The organism is Yersinia nurmii (genome assembly GCF_001112925.1).
Lineage (GTDB): Bacteria > Pseudomonadota > Gammaproteobacteria > Enterobacterales > Enterobacteriaceae > Yersinia > Yersinia nurmii.
The window spans coordinates 54467-68722 of the sequence record NZ_CPYD01000013.1; the positions used below are offsets into that span (position 1 = coordinate 54467).

Sequence of the window (14256 nt, forward strand, 5' to 3'; positions counted from 1 at the left end):
CCTATCCATTCCCCAAGGGAGTTATGGCACATGCTGAGCGCATTTAAATTAGAGAACAATCGCTTATCCCGTCTGGAGCTGGATGAATCCGAAGATCTGACTACCTCGCTGTGGGTGGATCTGGTGGAGCCAGAAGAAGGTGAGCGTGAGCGTGTCCAATGTGAGTTAGGGCAGAGTTTGGCGACCCGGCCAGAACTGGACGATATCGAGGCTTCCGCTCGTTTCTTTGAAGACGAAGACGGTTTGCACATTCACTCATTCTTCTATTTTGAAGACGCCGAAGATCACGCTGGCAACTCTACCGTCGCATTTACCATTCGAGACGGTCGCCTGTATACCCTGCGCGAGCGCGAGTTACCCGCTTTCCGCCTGTATCGTATGCGCGCCCGCAACCAGACTTTGGTCGACGGTAATGCCTATGAGCTGCTGCTGGATTTGTTTGAAACCAAAATCGAACAGTTGGCGGACGAAATAGAGAATATTTACAGCGATCTGGAAGCGCTTAGCCGCGTGATTATGGAAGGGCAGCAGGGAGATGAGTACGATGCCGCGCTGTCCACGCTGGCGGAACAGGAAGATATCGGATGGAAGGTACGTTTGTGTCTGATGGATACTCAGCGCGCCCTGAATTTCCTGGTGCGCAAAGCCCGTTTGCCTACCGGTCAGCTAGAGCAGGCGCGGGAAGTACTGCGAGATATCGAATCACTGCTGCCGCACAACGAGTCACTGTTCCAAAAGGTTAACTTCCTGATGCAGGCGGCGATGGGCTTTATCAACATCGAACAGAACCGCATTATCAAAATCTTCTCGGTGGTATCCGTGGTCTTCCTGCCGCCGACGTTGGTGGCTTCCAGCTACGGTATGAACTTTGAATTTATGCCGGAACTGCGTTGGTCATTCGGTTATCCGGGGGCTATTGGCCTGATGATCGTCGCCGGTTTAGCCCCTTATCTCTACTTCAAACGTAAAAACTGGCTGTAAGCCCAGACTGCGTGAGCGCCCAATGATGCAACATTGGGCGTCGTAGCTTATTTGCGTAACTTACGTTGGGTATAAAGCGCATCCAGCGTGAATATCACCAGCGCCGCCCAGATAAACCCGAAAGTCACCATTTTGTCGTTACTGATGGTTTCACCGTAGAAAGTGACGGCTAGAATAAACATCAGCGTTGGGCCGAGGTATTGGAAAAAGCCTAGCGTAGAAAGCCGTAGCCGGCTTGCAGCAGCGGTAAACAGTAGCAGTGGAATGGTGGTAATCACACCGGCAGCGGCCAGCAGCAGATTGAGTGTCCAGGCGTTAGCGCTCAAATGACTGGTTGGGCTATCGGCAAAGAAGAATAAATACACTGCGGCAATAGGTAACAGCCATAGCGTTTCTACCAGCATGCCGGTTTGTGCGTCTATGCCCATTTTCTTACGTAATAAGCCGTAAAGTGCGAAGCTTATCGCCAGACCTAGCCCAATCACCGGTAACGAGCCAAACTGCCACAGTTGAATCAGCACGCCGCCAAACGCCAGCGCGACCGCTACCCATTGCATCCGTCGAAAACGCTCGCCTAAAAATAGCATACCAAACAATACGTTAACCAATGGGTTAATAAAGTAGCCCAGACTGGCTTCCAGCATGTGGTGGTGGTTGACCGCCCAGATAAACAGCAACCAGTTGCTGGCAATCAGCAGTGCAGTGACCGCCAGTAATAACAGGCGTTTTTTATTCCGACAGGCTTGGCGTACCTGTGGCCAATTGCGGCTCAGCGTGAGCAGAATCAGCATAAAAAAGAATGACCAGATAATCCTATGGGTCAGAATTTCATCTGCTGGAACCTGCTGGATTAATTTGAAATAGGCCGGGGCAAGACCCCAAATAAAATAGGCCGCCAGAGCAAAGAAAATGCCCTGACGCGTTTGTTGCTTATCCATGGAATAGCTCGGAACAAAAAAGGATGCGGTGAGTGTACTTAACTTGTCGCAGTTAAGCATCATTGGCGTTGACTCACCGAAAAAGAGAGTTACCCGACTATATAAGTCGCGGTGGCGCTGGCGATATGGATCGCATCCTGATTATGTAATTCAACGCGAGCGACAGCGACTTTATTACCGCTGCGCAGAATGCTGCTGCTCGCGGTGAAATGCTCGCCGCGGCCGGGGCGCAAATAATCCACGCGTAAATCGATGGTGCCCATTTTAGATAGCCGTTGCTGTAATTGCTCTTTAATTAAGGGCTCGTAACGCGTCAGGCTGTTACCTACGCAGACCAGACCGGCGGCGACGTCCAGTACGGAAGCAATGACACCGCCATGCAGGATGCGCTGAGCGATATTTCCGACTAATCTATCCTGATTACTAAAGGTTAATTCTGCATAATCTTGTTCAAAGCGGCGTAATTCCAGACCTAGCTCACGATTAAACGGCATGTGGTAAACAAAAACTTCACCAATCAAGCGGCGAGCTTCTTCAAGGGTTAATATGGTTCCAGACATGTGGCTTGATTCTCACTTTCATAGCCGATAATAATACGGCGACTGTTAACTAAATGTTTATTTTATGCCGATACCTTGTTGCGCGCTAGTGACGAGTTCATAAAACTAAACAACGTTAAGCCTGGCTATCATTTGTGTGTAGAATGAGTTGCTTTTCATTAAAATTACGAATAATCCATGAGGCGATGAGAGTAATGATGGGACACTTTTGGCGAATATTAATGGTATTGTTATTCGTGCCGGTTTTGGCACAGGCTGAGGAAGCCAAGGTAGAAAAAATTCATGATGCACCTGCGGTTCGCGGCAGTATTATTGCCGCCATGCTGCAAGACCATGATAATCCATTCCTGCTATATCCGTACGAAACCAATTACCTGCTTTATACCTATTCCAGCAATATCAATAAAGAAGCCATTAGTTCCTATGATTGGGCCGAAAATGCCCGTAAAGATGAGATTAAATTCCAACTGAGCTTAGGGTTCCCTATCTGGCGCGGCATTGCTGGGGAAAACTCTCTGTTGGGCGCATCCTACACTCAGCGTTCGTGGTGGCAGGCTTCGAACAGCGGGGAATCTTCGCCATTCCGCGAAACTAACTATGAACCGCAGGTATTCCTAGCTTGGGCAACGGATTATGACTTTGCGGGCTGGACTTTCCGCGAAATAGAAGTGGGTTTGAACCACCAATCTAACGGTAAAGCCGATCCAACCTCTCGCAGTTGGGATCGCGCCTATGCGCGCGTAATGGCGCAGCGCGGAGATTGGGAGATAGATCTGAAACCTTGGTATCGCTTCTCGGAAAATGATGCAAAAGATGATAATCCTGATATCACTAAATATCTGGGTTACTACCGCCTGAAAGTTGGCTATGCCTGGGGTGACAGCGTATTTAGCATGGAAGGGCGTTATAACTGGAATTCCGGCTACGGCGCGGCTGAATTGGGCTGGAGCTACCCGATCACCAAGCATGTTCGCTTCTACACGCAGGTGTTCAGCGGCTATGGTGAGTCAATGATTGACTATAACTTTAGGCAAACCCGTGTCGGTGTGGGTATCATGTTGAACGACGTCATGTAACGCCCTTTGGCGTGAGTGCAGAATCACATACAGGCCGGTTAACCGGCCTGTTCAGATCCAAGAGTTGGGGAAACGAGTGTCTACCGCGGCAGTGATAAATAAGGAGCAACTGGCAGCGCAGGTCTTGCGAGAGACTTTCGGCTACCAGCAATTCCGACCAGGGCAACAAGAAATCATCAACGCAACGCTCGCCGGGCAGGACTGTCTGGTGGTGATGCCGACGGGCGGCGGCAAGTCCTTGTGTTATCAGATCCCGGCGCTGGTGATGGATGGCTTGACGCTGGTGGTTTCTCCGCTGATTTCCCTGATGAAAGATCAGGTTGATCAACTTCAGGCCTACGGTGTCGCCGCGGGTTGTCTCAACTCATCGCAAACTCGTGAGCAGCAACTGACCGTGATGGAAGGTTGCCGCAGTGGTCAGATAAAACTGCTGTATATCGCTCCCGAGCGTTTAGTGATGGAAAACTTCCTCGAACAGCTTGAGCATTGGCGTCCGGCGCTGCTGGCCGTTGATGAAGCTCACTGTATTTCCCAGTGGGGGCACGATTTTCGTCCGGAATATCGCGCGCTGGGTCAGCTCAAACGTCGTTTCCCTGCGTTGCCAGTTATTGCTCTCACCGCTACGGCTGATGAAGCCACGCGCGGCGATATCGTTCGATTGCTGGATCTTAATCAGCCGCTGATTCAGGTCAGCAGTTTCGACCGGCCCAATATTCGCTATACCTTGGTTGAAAAATTCAAGCCGCTGGATCAACTATGGCGCTTTGTGCAGGACCAACGTGGTAAAAGCGGCATTATTTACTGCAATAGTCGGGCTAAAGTTGAAGATACCACTGCGCGTCTGCAAAGCCGCGGCCTGAGCGTTGCCGCGTATCACGCCGGTCTGGATAACGAACGGCGGGCGCAGGTTCAGGAAGCGTTTCAGCGCGATGACTTACAGGTAGTGGTCGCCACCGTGGCCTTTGGGATGGGTATCAACAAGCCAAACGTCCGTTTTGTGGTGCATTTTGATATTCCGCGCACTATCGAATCTTATTATCAGGAAACGGGGCGCGCCGGGCGTGATGGCCTGCCTGCGGAAGCGATTTTACTTTACGATCCGGCGGATATGGCGTGGCTGCGCCGCTGTCTGGAAGAAAAGCCTGCCGGTGCTCAGCAGGACGTCGAACGTCATAAACTGAATGCCATGGGCGCTTTTGCCGAAGCCCAAACCTGCCGCCGTTTAGTCTTGCTGAATTATTTTGGCGAAGGGAAACAACAGGCCTGCGGCAACTGCGATATCTGCCTTGACCCACCGAAACGTTATGATGGTCTGGGTGATGCACAAAAAGCCTTATCCTGCGTGTATCGCGTTGGGCAACGCTTTGGTTTGGGCTATATCGTGGAAGTGTTGCGTGGAGCGAATAATCAGCGTATTCGCGAAATGGGGCACGATAAACTGTCGGTGTACGGCATTGGCCGGGATCAAACCCATGAGCATTGGGTGAGCGTGCTGCGCCAGTTAATCCATTTAGGCTTACTCAGCCAGAATATCGCGCAGTTTTCCGCCCTGCAATTAACCGAGGCCGCCAGACCTATTCTGCGTGCCGAAATTCCGCTACAACTGGCGGTGCCGCGCATTCAAAGCCTGAAACCGCGCAGCAGCGCTAATCAGAAGTCGTACGGTGGCAATTACGATCGCAAGCTGTTTGCCAAATTGCGCAAACTGCGTAAGTCCATTGCTGACGAAGGAAACATTCCGCCTTATGTCGTCTTTAACGATGCGACGCTGCTGGAAATGGCGGAGCAGATGCCGATTAAGGCCAGCGAATTACTCAGCGTCAACGGTGTAGGGCAGCGTAAACTGGAACGTTTCGGTGCGCCATTTATGGCGATGATTCGCGATCATGTGGATAACGACGAATAGCGCCTGTAAGCGTTGAATATAAAGCCTATACGGCAGTCTGGTTGGGCTGCCATCCTCGTGATACAGTGGTTTTTCTTCTCTCATTTCCTGTCGGATTATCTTCATGTTGATGCTTTTTCTTACCGTGGCGTTGGTTCATCTTATTGCCTTGATGAGTCCCGGCCCTGACTTCTTTTTCGTTTCTCAAACTGCCGCTAGCCGTTCCCGTCGCGAAGCCATGATGGGTGTGGTAGGGATATCTCTGGGGATTGTGGTTTGGGCAGGCGTGGCGTTGATGGGGTTGCATTTAATTCTGCAAAAAATGGCGTGGCTGCATCAGGTTATTATGGTCGGCGGTGGGCTTTATCTGTGCTGGATGGGCTGGCAATTGCTGAAATCAGCCAGGGCCAAAGGCGAGCTGGGGGAAGGCGAGGTGGAAATGACGCTGCCAGCCCGTGGTCGTACTTTCCTACGCGGTTTTTTGACCAACTTATCTAACCCGAAAGCGGTGATCTATTTTGGCAGCGTATTCTCACTGTTTGTCGGAGATGACGTCAGCGCGGGTGCGCGTTGGGGATTATTTATCCTGATTGTTGCAGAAACCTTTATCTGGTTCAGCGTCGTTGCCTGTGTATTTGCCCTACCGGTAATGCGCCGCGGTTACCAGCGTTTATCGAAATGGATTGATGGTTTGGCGGGCGTTTTATTTGTTGGTTTTGGATTGCATCTGATTTTTTCGAAATAACGCTTACTGGCCGGATCGCTATTATTCCGGCCAGATATTCGCTTCTCGGCTACACTTTTCTGGCTGTCGCCAACAATGCGCCTATCAGCATAAATAAACCGCCGAAAATACGGTTAAGCAACTTCATCTGGTGCGGTGCCTTAACCCAGCCAGCAATTCGCGTAGCCAGCGTGGCGTAGCCAATCATCACGATAATATCCACTATCAGCGTAGTCGCGCCAAGAATCAGATATTGTGCCACCTGTGGCTGATGAGGCAATACAAACTGTGGAAACAGCGCGGCCAGAAAAACAATGCTTTTCGGGTTGGTCAGATTGACGAAAACCGCTCGTTTGAACAGTTTTCTCCGAGGCATACTAATGGCGAGCGCATGAAGATCCACTGCGCCAGCCGCTCGCCACTGTACAATACCCAGCCAAATCAGATAGGCAGCTCCCAGCCATTTCAGTATTTCGAAAGCCAGTAGGGATTGGGAAATGAGCGCGCCCAGACCAATGCCGACCAGAATGATATGCAGCGTTAGGCCAAGCTGTAAGCCAGCAATGGATGCGATAACACCGCGTTTACCGTGGCTGATGGTGGTGCTCATGGTGTTAATGGCACCAGAACCCGGCGACAGGCTGAGGATAAAGGTTGTCACCAAATAGGTTAGCCACCAGTCTAAGGTCATCGGCAAAACTCCCTGAATGAGTAAATTTATGCCACAATACGCTATTGTTTTTAGATCCGCCATGACTCGGAAAAACCACAGGACGCCGGTTTAAGGATGCAATTAACAACCCTATGCCGTTAGAGAAAAAAACTGAAAACTGGTTAACCCGTGAAGCGCGATTTGCCGCCTTTGCTAACGGGCCTTTGCTGGATTTCTGGCAGCAGCGGGAAGAGGACGAGTTTTCTGGCGTCGATAATGTGCCGATCCGCTATGTTCGCTTCCGTTCCCCCCATCACAACAAAGTGGTGATGTTGGTTCCGGGCCGCATTGAAAGCTACGTAAAATATCCGGAAGTTGCCTTCGATCTGTTTCAGGAAGGATATGACGTCATGGTGCTGGATCATCGTGGTCAAGGGCGTTCTGGCCGCATGCTCGAAGATCCGAATCGTGGCCATGTCGTTAATTTTGATGACTATGTGGAAGATTTTGCTCAGTGGGTCGATCGGGAAATCAGCAATAGCCATTATTTGGAACGTTTTGCGCTGGCTCACTCGATGGGCAGTGCTATCCTGCTACGCTATCTGGCACGGGAACCGACGGCGTTTGATGCTGCGGCGCTTTGTGCGCCGATGTTGGGTATCCATCTACCTATGCCGAAATGGTTGGCTCACCGTATTGTCGATTGGGCCGAAAAACGCCAGAACATGCGGGATTACTATGCAATTGGCACCGGTCAATGGCGGCCATTGCCTTATGTAGTGAATATGCTGACCCACAGCCGCGAGCGCTATCGCCGCTGCCTGCGTCACTACGCGGATACGCCAGAAATACGCGTTGGCGGCCCTACCTATCACTGGGTGAGGGAAAGTCTGCGTGCCAGCGAGCAGATCATCGCCGAGGCAGATAAAATCACCACGCCAATATTATTGTTGCAGGCCAGTGAGGATCGGGTGGTATCAAACCCGGCTCAGGACGCTTTTTGTCAGGTAATGGCTCAGGCCGGGCATCCCTGTGACGGGGGCGCACCCAGAGTCATCAAAGGAGCACGCCATGAGATCCTGTTCGAGCGGGACAAGCTGCGTGTAGAGGCGTTAAGCGCCATATTGCGTTTTTTTGCGCAACATCATCAACTGAGCGTCGACGCAGACGCCAACTCCACCAGAGGTTAGAACATACCGCTATGTATCATGTTGTCGCTTCCGATTTAGACGGCACCCTGCTGTCCCCTGACCATATCTTGACTCCGTATGCTAAAGAGACATTGAAGCTACTGACCGAACGTGGCGTGCATTTCGTGTTTGCTACAGGTCGCCATCATATTGATGTGTCACAGATTCGCGATAGTCTGGAGATCAGTGCTTTTATGATTACCTCTAACGGTGCTCGCGTACATAATACCGCCGGAGAGCTGATTTTTAGCCATAATCTGGACGGTGATATCGCTCGTGATCTTTACAGCATGGAGCACGATAATCCGGATATTCTGACCAATGTTTATTTAAACGACGATTGGTATATGAACCGCGAAAGCCCAGAGCAGAAAGAGTTTTTCCGTGAATCGGTGTTTACCTATCAGCTGTTCGAACCTGCATTACTGCCGACCGAAGGCGTGTGCAAGGTGTATTTCACCTGTGAAGATCACGATAAGCTGCTGATTTTGGAAGAAGCCATCAATGCTCGCTGGGGCGATCGCGTGAACGTCAGTTTTTCCTTCCCAACCTGCTTGGAAGTGATGGGCGGCGGTGTGTCTAAAGGCCATGCATTGGAGCAGGTATCCAAAATTATCGGCTATTCACTGAAAGAATGTATCGCTTTTGGTGATGGAATGAATGATTTGGAAATGCTGTCTATGGCCGGTAAGGGTTGCATCATGCGTGATGCTCACCAACGTCTGAAAGATATTTTACCGGATCTGGAAGTGATAGGTTCAAACGCTGACGACGCAGTACCGCACTATCTACGCAAAATGTTTTTAGCCTAATGCCCAACGGGGCGATACTCTATCGCCCTGAATTTCGTTCCCTTCCCCGTACTTATAAAATTGTTTTGTTATATCCTCCACTCGAACCAAAAAAACATTATTAACTGCAATATAGTTTTTTGCATTTATTGATGTGTGGAGGTTCTATGTCAAACGACTTTGCAATAAATAAGAATGTCACTAAATCTAATCATTCTTATGATGAATTTGAAAAGAGTGAGAAGAATATAAGATCAGGGTTTGGTTCTTCACTCCCGCGTAAGCCAGAAAATATTGCCGGTGTTAGCTACATCCATCACAAGAAATCAGAATCGGTTGATACAATAAGGCATTCAATTAGACAGCTAAAGTTGAGATATGCAGATATAGCTCTTGAGGTCTTGATCCCGGATAATGATAAATCTGCAGATGGCTATTCTCTTGAAAAAATGCCTTTTATCAAGAAGATAAACACCATTTCAAAAGAGTTAGGAGATATTAATCCATCGGTCGAACTATCTGCGGATATTACCAATGATATTAGTGTCATACGGCACGAGAATGAAATTTTGAATATTCTTTGTCAGCATTACATAAGAAACGGAGAGAGTGAATCACAGGCAAAAAATAAAGCGATAGAGAAGTTTGAACAGAAGTGCATGACGATAAAAAAACATGCCAGAGATAAATCAAAAGAAAGTTCATTTTCAGATCATATATTAAACTATGCTAAAGATACTCGCCAATTAAAGTTAGATTATATTAAAGTGGCTCTGAGTATTTTGAAAGATGATGATTCCAATGATTTTTATGGAAAGTTAGAAGCCACAATGGATTTAGAGTTTAAAAAGAATAGTTTAAAAAATCCCACGTCATTAGAAAATCTACCTATCAGCAATGCTGAATACGACAGTATTAAACACTGTAAGAAAGAAGTTATGGATGTTCTCACTCAGTTTTATAAAGAACAAGGAATGAGCGCTAAGTTGGCAAAGGATAATGCTAAGCGGGAATTTAAACAGGCCAGTATCAGATTACTGAATACGGCAGAATGGAATATACAAAAGTCTCAGTTTGACTATTTGGGTTGCAAATTTATTAGTGAGTCAATACCTGCCGGTCAATTGAAACTTGAACAGGGAGAGCATGATATATTCCCCACTAGCTATAAAAATGGTGGTGTTTGTTCTGCTGATAGCGGTAATTCTCAGCACGCAGTGAACCTGTGGGTGTCTAACTTTTCGTTACAGAAGAACGGTCGGCCAGAGATTTTGCTCAAGGGGATTCGTCATGCCTCTCTTGGTCCGCATAGCGTGAAAATTAGCAAGGAAGATAGTCAATTGATAGCGCTTGAGCGCGGACGCGAAGTCGTTCTTGCCGCATTGTTCCAGCATCCAGAAAAGCTGCAAAAGGCTCTTAATGGAGAGACAGTGGATTTGCAATTAACTTCTACTAGCTTACTGACGGCGCAGGATTTTTTGAAGGACACTGAAGGGACTCAGTTAGCGATACAGATGGGTGCTTGGAAAACATTATCAGAATCCAAGCCATTAGTTTTATATATACGTGACGAGAAGGGGAAGCAACAAGAAGTTAAAATGAATTTACAGTTAGCGGCATTCAACTTCGGCGTGAATTCAATGGCCTTCCTGCCTATATTTCCTAATGGGTTTGGCATTCCAAAGAATAAGTCTTGGGAGGTTTCAAACCAATACAATGAACCATCTATGAAATTAATGCTAGGTGATAATCTGGATGTTTTTGACCCTGGTGGGTGGGTGGGCAATTATCTGGTTAATACAAAAAACAAACCGGATGATAATAATATAAAATTAGTTAAAGAGCTGTCGAGGCAGTTAATAGAAATGTGGAATGATAAATCTTACTCTAATAAGATTGACCCTTATAAATTTGTCAGGCGAATAGTTTTACTTTCTAATGCTATTGGTGTGACGCCTTGTTGGAACTGTAAAAGTGGTAAAGATCGCACGGCTTTACTTGATATAGAAGTTAAGCGTGAGTTGGCATCATTACATTTTAACCATTCACTCTCTCCTAGCAGAGAATTATCGGCTGATGGAAAAGCACTTTATAAAATGGTCGCATTAAATAGTAGTAACCTTCAAATTCAAGCCGTTAATATGCATACTGAGGGGAGTAAAGCTTTTGATAAAATCAAAAACGTTGCCGTAAAACGGGTAGATGATACAAACTTAGTTAAGCAACTTCGTGGATTAGCCCCTTATAACAGATAGGTACGGTCATGGATGAGTCTTCGCAATTACTACTTCAATATTTTGCCACTTCTCCTCATGAAGAGGGTGATTATATTAATATAAATGACGAATATATAGTTTATATTGATACTAATGATGATAAAGCAGAATTGATTTGTCCGTTTGCACCTGTGCCTCAGCAATATGATAGTTTGTTACAGCTTTTGTCCTATAACTACGGAAGTAAAGTGATATTTTCTGCCGCCGATGGGCTAGTGCTGGCAACCACCTATATAGATATGAATGATGAGGCAGAACAAATTACCGAACAGTTCCAGCGCTATTTAGCTTATATTTTTCAAACCAAAGAACAAGTGGCTTATTTGTGATGGCAGGGCGCATAAAAATGCGCCCTGATATTTTTGTTACTTATGCTGCCCCTGCTTTTGCAGGAACTGAACGCCTTTATCGGGGAAATCAGTAAACACGCCGTCAACCTGCGCCTGATTGTAGATAATGTCGTACAGTTGATTGACGTCGGTGGCATATTTCGGCAACGCATCGGCGCGAATCGTGTACGGATGCACCATCATATTGCTGGCGTGGGCATCCTTAACCATATCGGTTAACACAATTTTGCCCGGCGTAGATTCGGCGGTCACTAACATATGATAATCCGGGCCAATACCGTCAGCGTACTGTGCGACCTGCTTCATCGCGCCCGGTTTGAACATCCAATCATAGCTATAATTTACCCACTTACCGTTTGGCTGTTGTTCGTAGGTTTCATTCCAATCCGTATAGGCCACCAACTGGATCAGTTTCAAATCCATGCCTTTTTGCGGTTCTAGTTCGTTCTTAATCCGCTTTAGTTCATTGGCATCAAAGCATTGCAGATAAACTTTGTCGCCCTTGGTGGTGTAACCGTACTCTTTTAGCACGTCCAGTACTTTGGCAGAGATGTCTTTTCCTTCCTGACGGTGGAACCACGGCGCCTTAATTTCTGGATAGATACCGATATTCTTCCCGGTTGAATGATTCAAACCCTGAATGAATTCGATCTCTTCCTGGAAGGTATGCACGCGGAAGTCGGATTTACCCATTGGGAACCGGCCCGGATAGCTTTGTACTTTTTTGCCGTCTTTGATATCAAAACCTTCGGTGAATTTCAGGGATTTGATTTCTGGCAGAGTAAAGTCAATGGCGTAGTAACGTCCATCTTTACGCGCCCGATCTGGGAAGCGCTCCGCAACATCGGTCACTCGATCCAGATAATGGTCGTGTAAAACCACCAACTCATTATCTTTAGTCATTACTAAATCTTGTTCTAAGTAATCGGCTCCCTGAGCATAGGCCATCGCTTTCGACGGCAAGGTATGTTCTGGTAAATAGCCGCTGGCACCGCGATGTGCGATGACAATTTTCTCTGCGGCCTGAGCGACTCCGGCCATTGATGAGGCCAGAATAATGCCAGCTACCAAGGCTTTAACGTGAGTTTGCATGGTTTACCTACTCCATTTTTGGTTTTAGGGTACAAAAAAGGCCGTGTCGCCAAAGATAACGGCACGGCCTGAAACGCTGAGATTGACTACCGAGCCTTAGTTAGCGCGGTTTTTTGCCATCTCTTCGTGATGTTTTTTCTCGCTGAACATAACGACGATCAGTAATAGAACCGCCAGAATGCTGCCGCCAATCATCACCATAAAGCCGCCGTCCCAACCGAAGAAGTCAACGGTGTAACCAACGATAGCGCTTGCTGCAACCGATCCACCCAGATAACCGAACAGACCGGTGAAGCCCGCTGCAGTGCCTGCCGCTTTCTTCGGTGCCAGTTCCAGTGCATGCAGACCAATTAGCATTACCGGGCCATAAATCAGGAAGCCAATGGTGATCATACAGGCCATATCAATGCCTGGGTTGCCTACCGGGTTCAGCCAGTAAATGATGGTGGCAATAGTAACCAGTATCATAAAGAACACGCCGGTTGCACCGCGGTTACCTTTAAACACCTTATCGGACATCCAGCCGCACAGCAGCGTTCCCGGAATCCCTGCATATTCATACAAGAAATAGGCCCATGAGGATTTATCCAGAGCGAAGTGTTTCACTTCTTTCAGGTAAGTTGGTGACCAGTCCAGAATGCCGTAACGCAGCAGGTATACGAATACGTTGGCAATGGCGATATACCACAGCAATTTATTCGGCAAAATGTATTGCATGAAGATCTGTTTAGCCGTCAGTTCTTCTTCTGCTTCTTTCGAGTAATCGTCTGGATAGTCGTTTTTGTACTCTTCAATCGGTGGTAAACCACAGGATTGAGGGGTATCGCGCATCAGGCCGAAAACGATCAACGCCACTAAAATGGCACCGAAAGCAGGCATATATAACGCGGCTTTCCAGTCGTTAAACCAGGCCATTCCCAGCAGGAATAGCAATGGCGGCAGACCGCCACCGACGTTATGGGCGCAGTTCCAAATGGATACGATGCTGCCACGCTCTTTCTTCGACCACCAGTGAACCATGGTTCGACCGCACGGAGGCCAGCCCATTCCCTGGAACCAACCGCACAGGAATAGTAGAACGAACATCACGGCAATGCTGGAGGTTGCCCAAGGGACGAAGCCCATAAACAGCATCACGGCGGCGGCTAGAATCAAACCGGCGGAGAGAAACACGCGTGGGTTTGAGCGGTCAGAAACCGAACCCATGATGAATTTAGAGAAACCGTAAGCAATGGAAATACCGGATAAGGCAAAACCCAAATCCCCACGGGAGAAGCCCTGCTCGATCAAATACGGCATGGCCAACGTAAAGTTTTTTCGAACCAAATAATAGGCAGCGTAACCGAAGAAGATGCCCATAAATATTTGCCAGCGTAATCGGCGATAAGTCGGATCAATCCGATCTTCTGACAGCCGGGCTTGGTGAGCCGCAGGCTTAAATATACTCAACATGAGTGCCTCCAATGGCGTTATACGTACTTTTTGATCCCAGCATAGCCTGGTGTCTAGCGGGTGGTTGAACTGCCAACCTGGTTATCGTTTATGTTCTATAACGAGCGCAATGCTAGATAAAAACGAGTTGTTTATCTGTGAGGGATGGCGCAATTGTTACAGTTTTATGTAAGCGGGTGCGATTTTGAGCGATTGGTTAACGATTTGAAATAAAAAGTGGGTGTCCCTGTGTGACTTTGATCACAATCATGGTTTTTATCCATCATTTGGTTTTCGTTTTTGGTTCGTT

General features: G+C 47.8%; 13 protein-coding genes. 8 read left to right on the plus strand and 5 right to left on the minus strand.

The window, feature by feature from the left end; all coding sequences use genetic code 11:
• The first annotated feature begins 30 nt into the window (after positions 1-30).
• Complete coding sequence (corA, locus tag AD970_RS15180; protein WP_049600826.1) at positions 31-981, plus strand: magnesium/cobalt transporter CorA; 951 nt, start codon at positions 31-33, stop codon at positions 979-981.
• A 47-nt stretch (positions 982-1028) separates the two neighbouring features.
• Here corA and rarD read toward each other — a convergent pair whose 3' ends face one another.
• Positions 1029-1919: an EamA family transporter RarD gene (gene rarD, locus AD970_RS15185; RefSeq protein WP_049600829.1), complete on the minus strand. Its 891-nt coding sequence runs from the start codon at positions 1917-1919 to the stop codon at positions 1029-1031.
• Positions 1920-2008: 89 nt separating this feature from the next.
• The gene (locus AD970_RS15190) at positions 2009-2479 is read right to left on the minus strand and encodes a thioesterase family protein (RefSeq protein ID WP_049600832.1); all 471 of its coding nucleotides are present in this window, start codon (positions 2477-2479) and stop codon (positions 2009-2011) included.
• Positions 2480-2676: 197 nt separating this feature from the next.
• On the opposite strand from AD970_RS15190, the gene pldA reads away from it, so the two are divergent.
• The 3 genes from pldA to rhtC all read left to right on the plus strand — a co-directional run bounded on the left by pldA (position 2677) and on the right by rhtC (position 6185).
• On the plus strand, positions 2677-3555 hold the full coding sequence (gene pldA / locus AD970_RS15195) for a phospholipase A (RefSeq protein ID WP_084728166.1): 879 nt from the start codon (positions 2677-2679) through the stop codon (positions 3553-3555).
• Positions 3556-3631: 76 nt separating this feature from the next.
• A complete protein-coding gene (gene recQ / locus AD970_RS15200; RefSeq protein WP_049600839.1) occupies positions 3632-5461 on the plus strand; it encodes an ATP-dependent DNA helicase RecQ in 1830 nt (609 codons plus the stop codon).
• A gap of 103 nt (positions 5462-5564) precedes the next feature.
• Positions 5565-6185 (plus strand): threonine export protein RhtC, encoded by a 621-nt coding sequence (gene rhtC / locus AD970_RS15205; protein ID WP_049600842.1) that lies wholly within the window; start codon positions 5565-5567, stop codon positions 6183-6185.
• A 49-nt stretch (positions 6186-6234) separates the two neighbouring features.
• Here rhtC and rhtB read toward each other — a convergent pair whose 3' ends face one another.
• The gene (gene rhtB / locus AD970_RS15210; RefSeq protein ID WP_049600845.1) at positions 6235-6855 is read right to left on the minus strand and encodes a homoserine/homoserine lactone efflux protein; all 621 of its coding nucleotides are present in this window, start codon (positions 6853-6855) and stop codon (positions 6235-6237) included.
• A gap of 113 nt (positions 6856-6968) precedes the next feature.
• On the opposite strand from rhtB, the gene pldB reads away from it, so the two are divergent.
• The 4 genes from pldB (at position 6969) to AD970_RS15230 (ending at position 11402) form a co-directional block, all read left to right on the plus strand.
• Positions 6969-8006 carry a lysophospholipase L2 gene (pldB, locus tag AD970_RS15215; RefSeq protein WP_049600848.1) on the plus strand — a complete coding sequence of 346 codons (1038 nt, stop codon included), beginning with the start codon at positions 6969-6971 and terminating at the stop codon, positions 8004-8006.
• An 11-nt stretch (positions 8007-8017) separates the two neighbouring features.
• Positions 8018-8818 (plus strand): sugar/pyridoxal phosphate phosphatase YigL, encoded by an 801-nt coding sequence (gene yigL / locus AD970_RS15220; protein WP_049600850.1) that lies wholly within the window; start codon positions 8018-8020, stop codon positions 8816-8818.
• 146 nt (positions 8819-8964) lie between these two features.
• Entirely contained in the window at positions 8965-11052 is a 2088-nt protein-coding gene (locus tag AD970_RS15225) for an inositol phosphate phosphatase SopB (protein ID WP_049600852.1), read from the plus strand.
• Positions 11053-11060: 8 nt separating this feature from the next.
• Complete coding sequence (locus AD970_RS15230; protein WP_049600855.1) at positions 11061-11402, plus strand: type III secretion system chaperone family protein; 342 nt, start codon at positions 11061-11063, stop codon at positions 11400-11402.
• 36 nt (positions 11403-11438) lie between these two features.
• On the opposite strand, the gene glpQ is transcribed toward AD970_RS15230, so the two are convergent.
• Positions 11439-12515: a glycerophosphodiester phosphodiesterase gene (glpQ, locus tag AD970_RS15235; protein ID WP_049600858.1), complete on the minus strand. Its 1077-nt coding sequence runs from the start codon at positions 12513-12515 to the stop codon at positions 11439-11441.
• Positions 12516-12611: 96 nt separating this feature from the next.
• Complete coding sequence (gene glpT / locus AD970_RS15240; RefSeq protein ID WP_049600861.1) at positions 12612-13967, minus strand: glycerol-3-phosphate transporter; 1356 nt, start codon at positions 13965-13967, stop codon at positions 12612-12614.
• Between the last annotated feature and the right edge of the window lie 289 nt (positions 13968-14256).

Bases quoted from the DNA above. Each gene is read 5' to 3' on its own strand.
- corA (WP_049600826.1), top strand. From the start codon at position 31: ATGCTGAGCGCATTTAAATTAGAGAACAATCGCTTATCCCGTCTGGAG.
- rarD (WP_049600829.1), bottom strand. From the start codon at position 1,919: ATGGATAAGCAACAAACGCGTCAGGGCATTTTCTTTGCTCTGGCGGCC.
- AD970_RS15190 (WP_049600832.1), bottom strand. From the start codon at position 2,479: ATGTCTGGAACCATATTAACCCTTGAAGAAGCTCGCCGCTTGATTGGT.
- pldA (WP_084728166.1), top strand. From the start codon at position 2,677: ATGGGACACTTTTGGCGAATATTAATGGTATTGTTATTCGTGCCGGTT.
- rhtC (WP_049600842.1), top strand. From the start codon at position 5,565: ATGTTGATGCTTTTTCTTACCGTGGCGTTGGTTCATCTTATTGCCTTG.
- rhtB (WP_049600845.1), bottom strand. From the start codon at position 6,855: ATGACCTTAGACTGGTGGCTAACCTATTTGGTGACAACCTTTATCCTC.
- pldB (WP_049600848.1), top strand. From the start codon at position 6,969: ATGCCGTTAGAGAAAAAAACTGAAAACTGGTTAACCCGTGAAGCGCGA.
- yigL (WP_049600850.1), top strand. From the start codon at position 8,018: ATGTATCATGTTGTCGCTTCCGATTTAGACGGCACCCTGCTGTCCCCT.
- AD970_RS15225 (WP_049600852.1), top strand. From the start codon at position 8,965: ATGTCAAACGACTTTGCAATAAATAAGAATGTCACTAAATCTAATCAT.
- AD970_RS15230 (WP_049600855.1), top strand. From the start codon at position 11,061: ATGGATGAGTCTTCGCAATTACTACTTCAATATTTTGCCACTTCTCCT.
- glpQ (WP_049600858.1), bottom strand. From the start codon at position 12,515: ATGCAAACTCACGTTAAAGCCTTGGTAGCTGGCATTATTCTGGCCTCA.
- glpT (WP_049600861.1), bottom strand. From the start codon at position 13,967: ATGTTGAGTATATTTAAGCCTGCGGCTCACCAAGCCCGGCTGTCAGAA.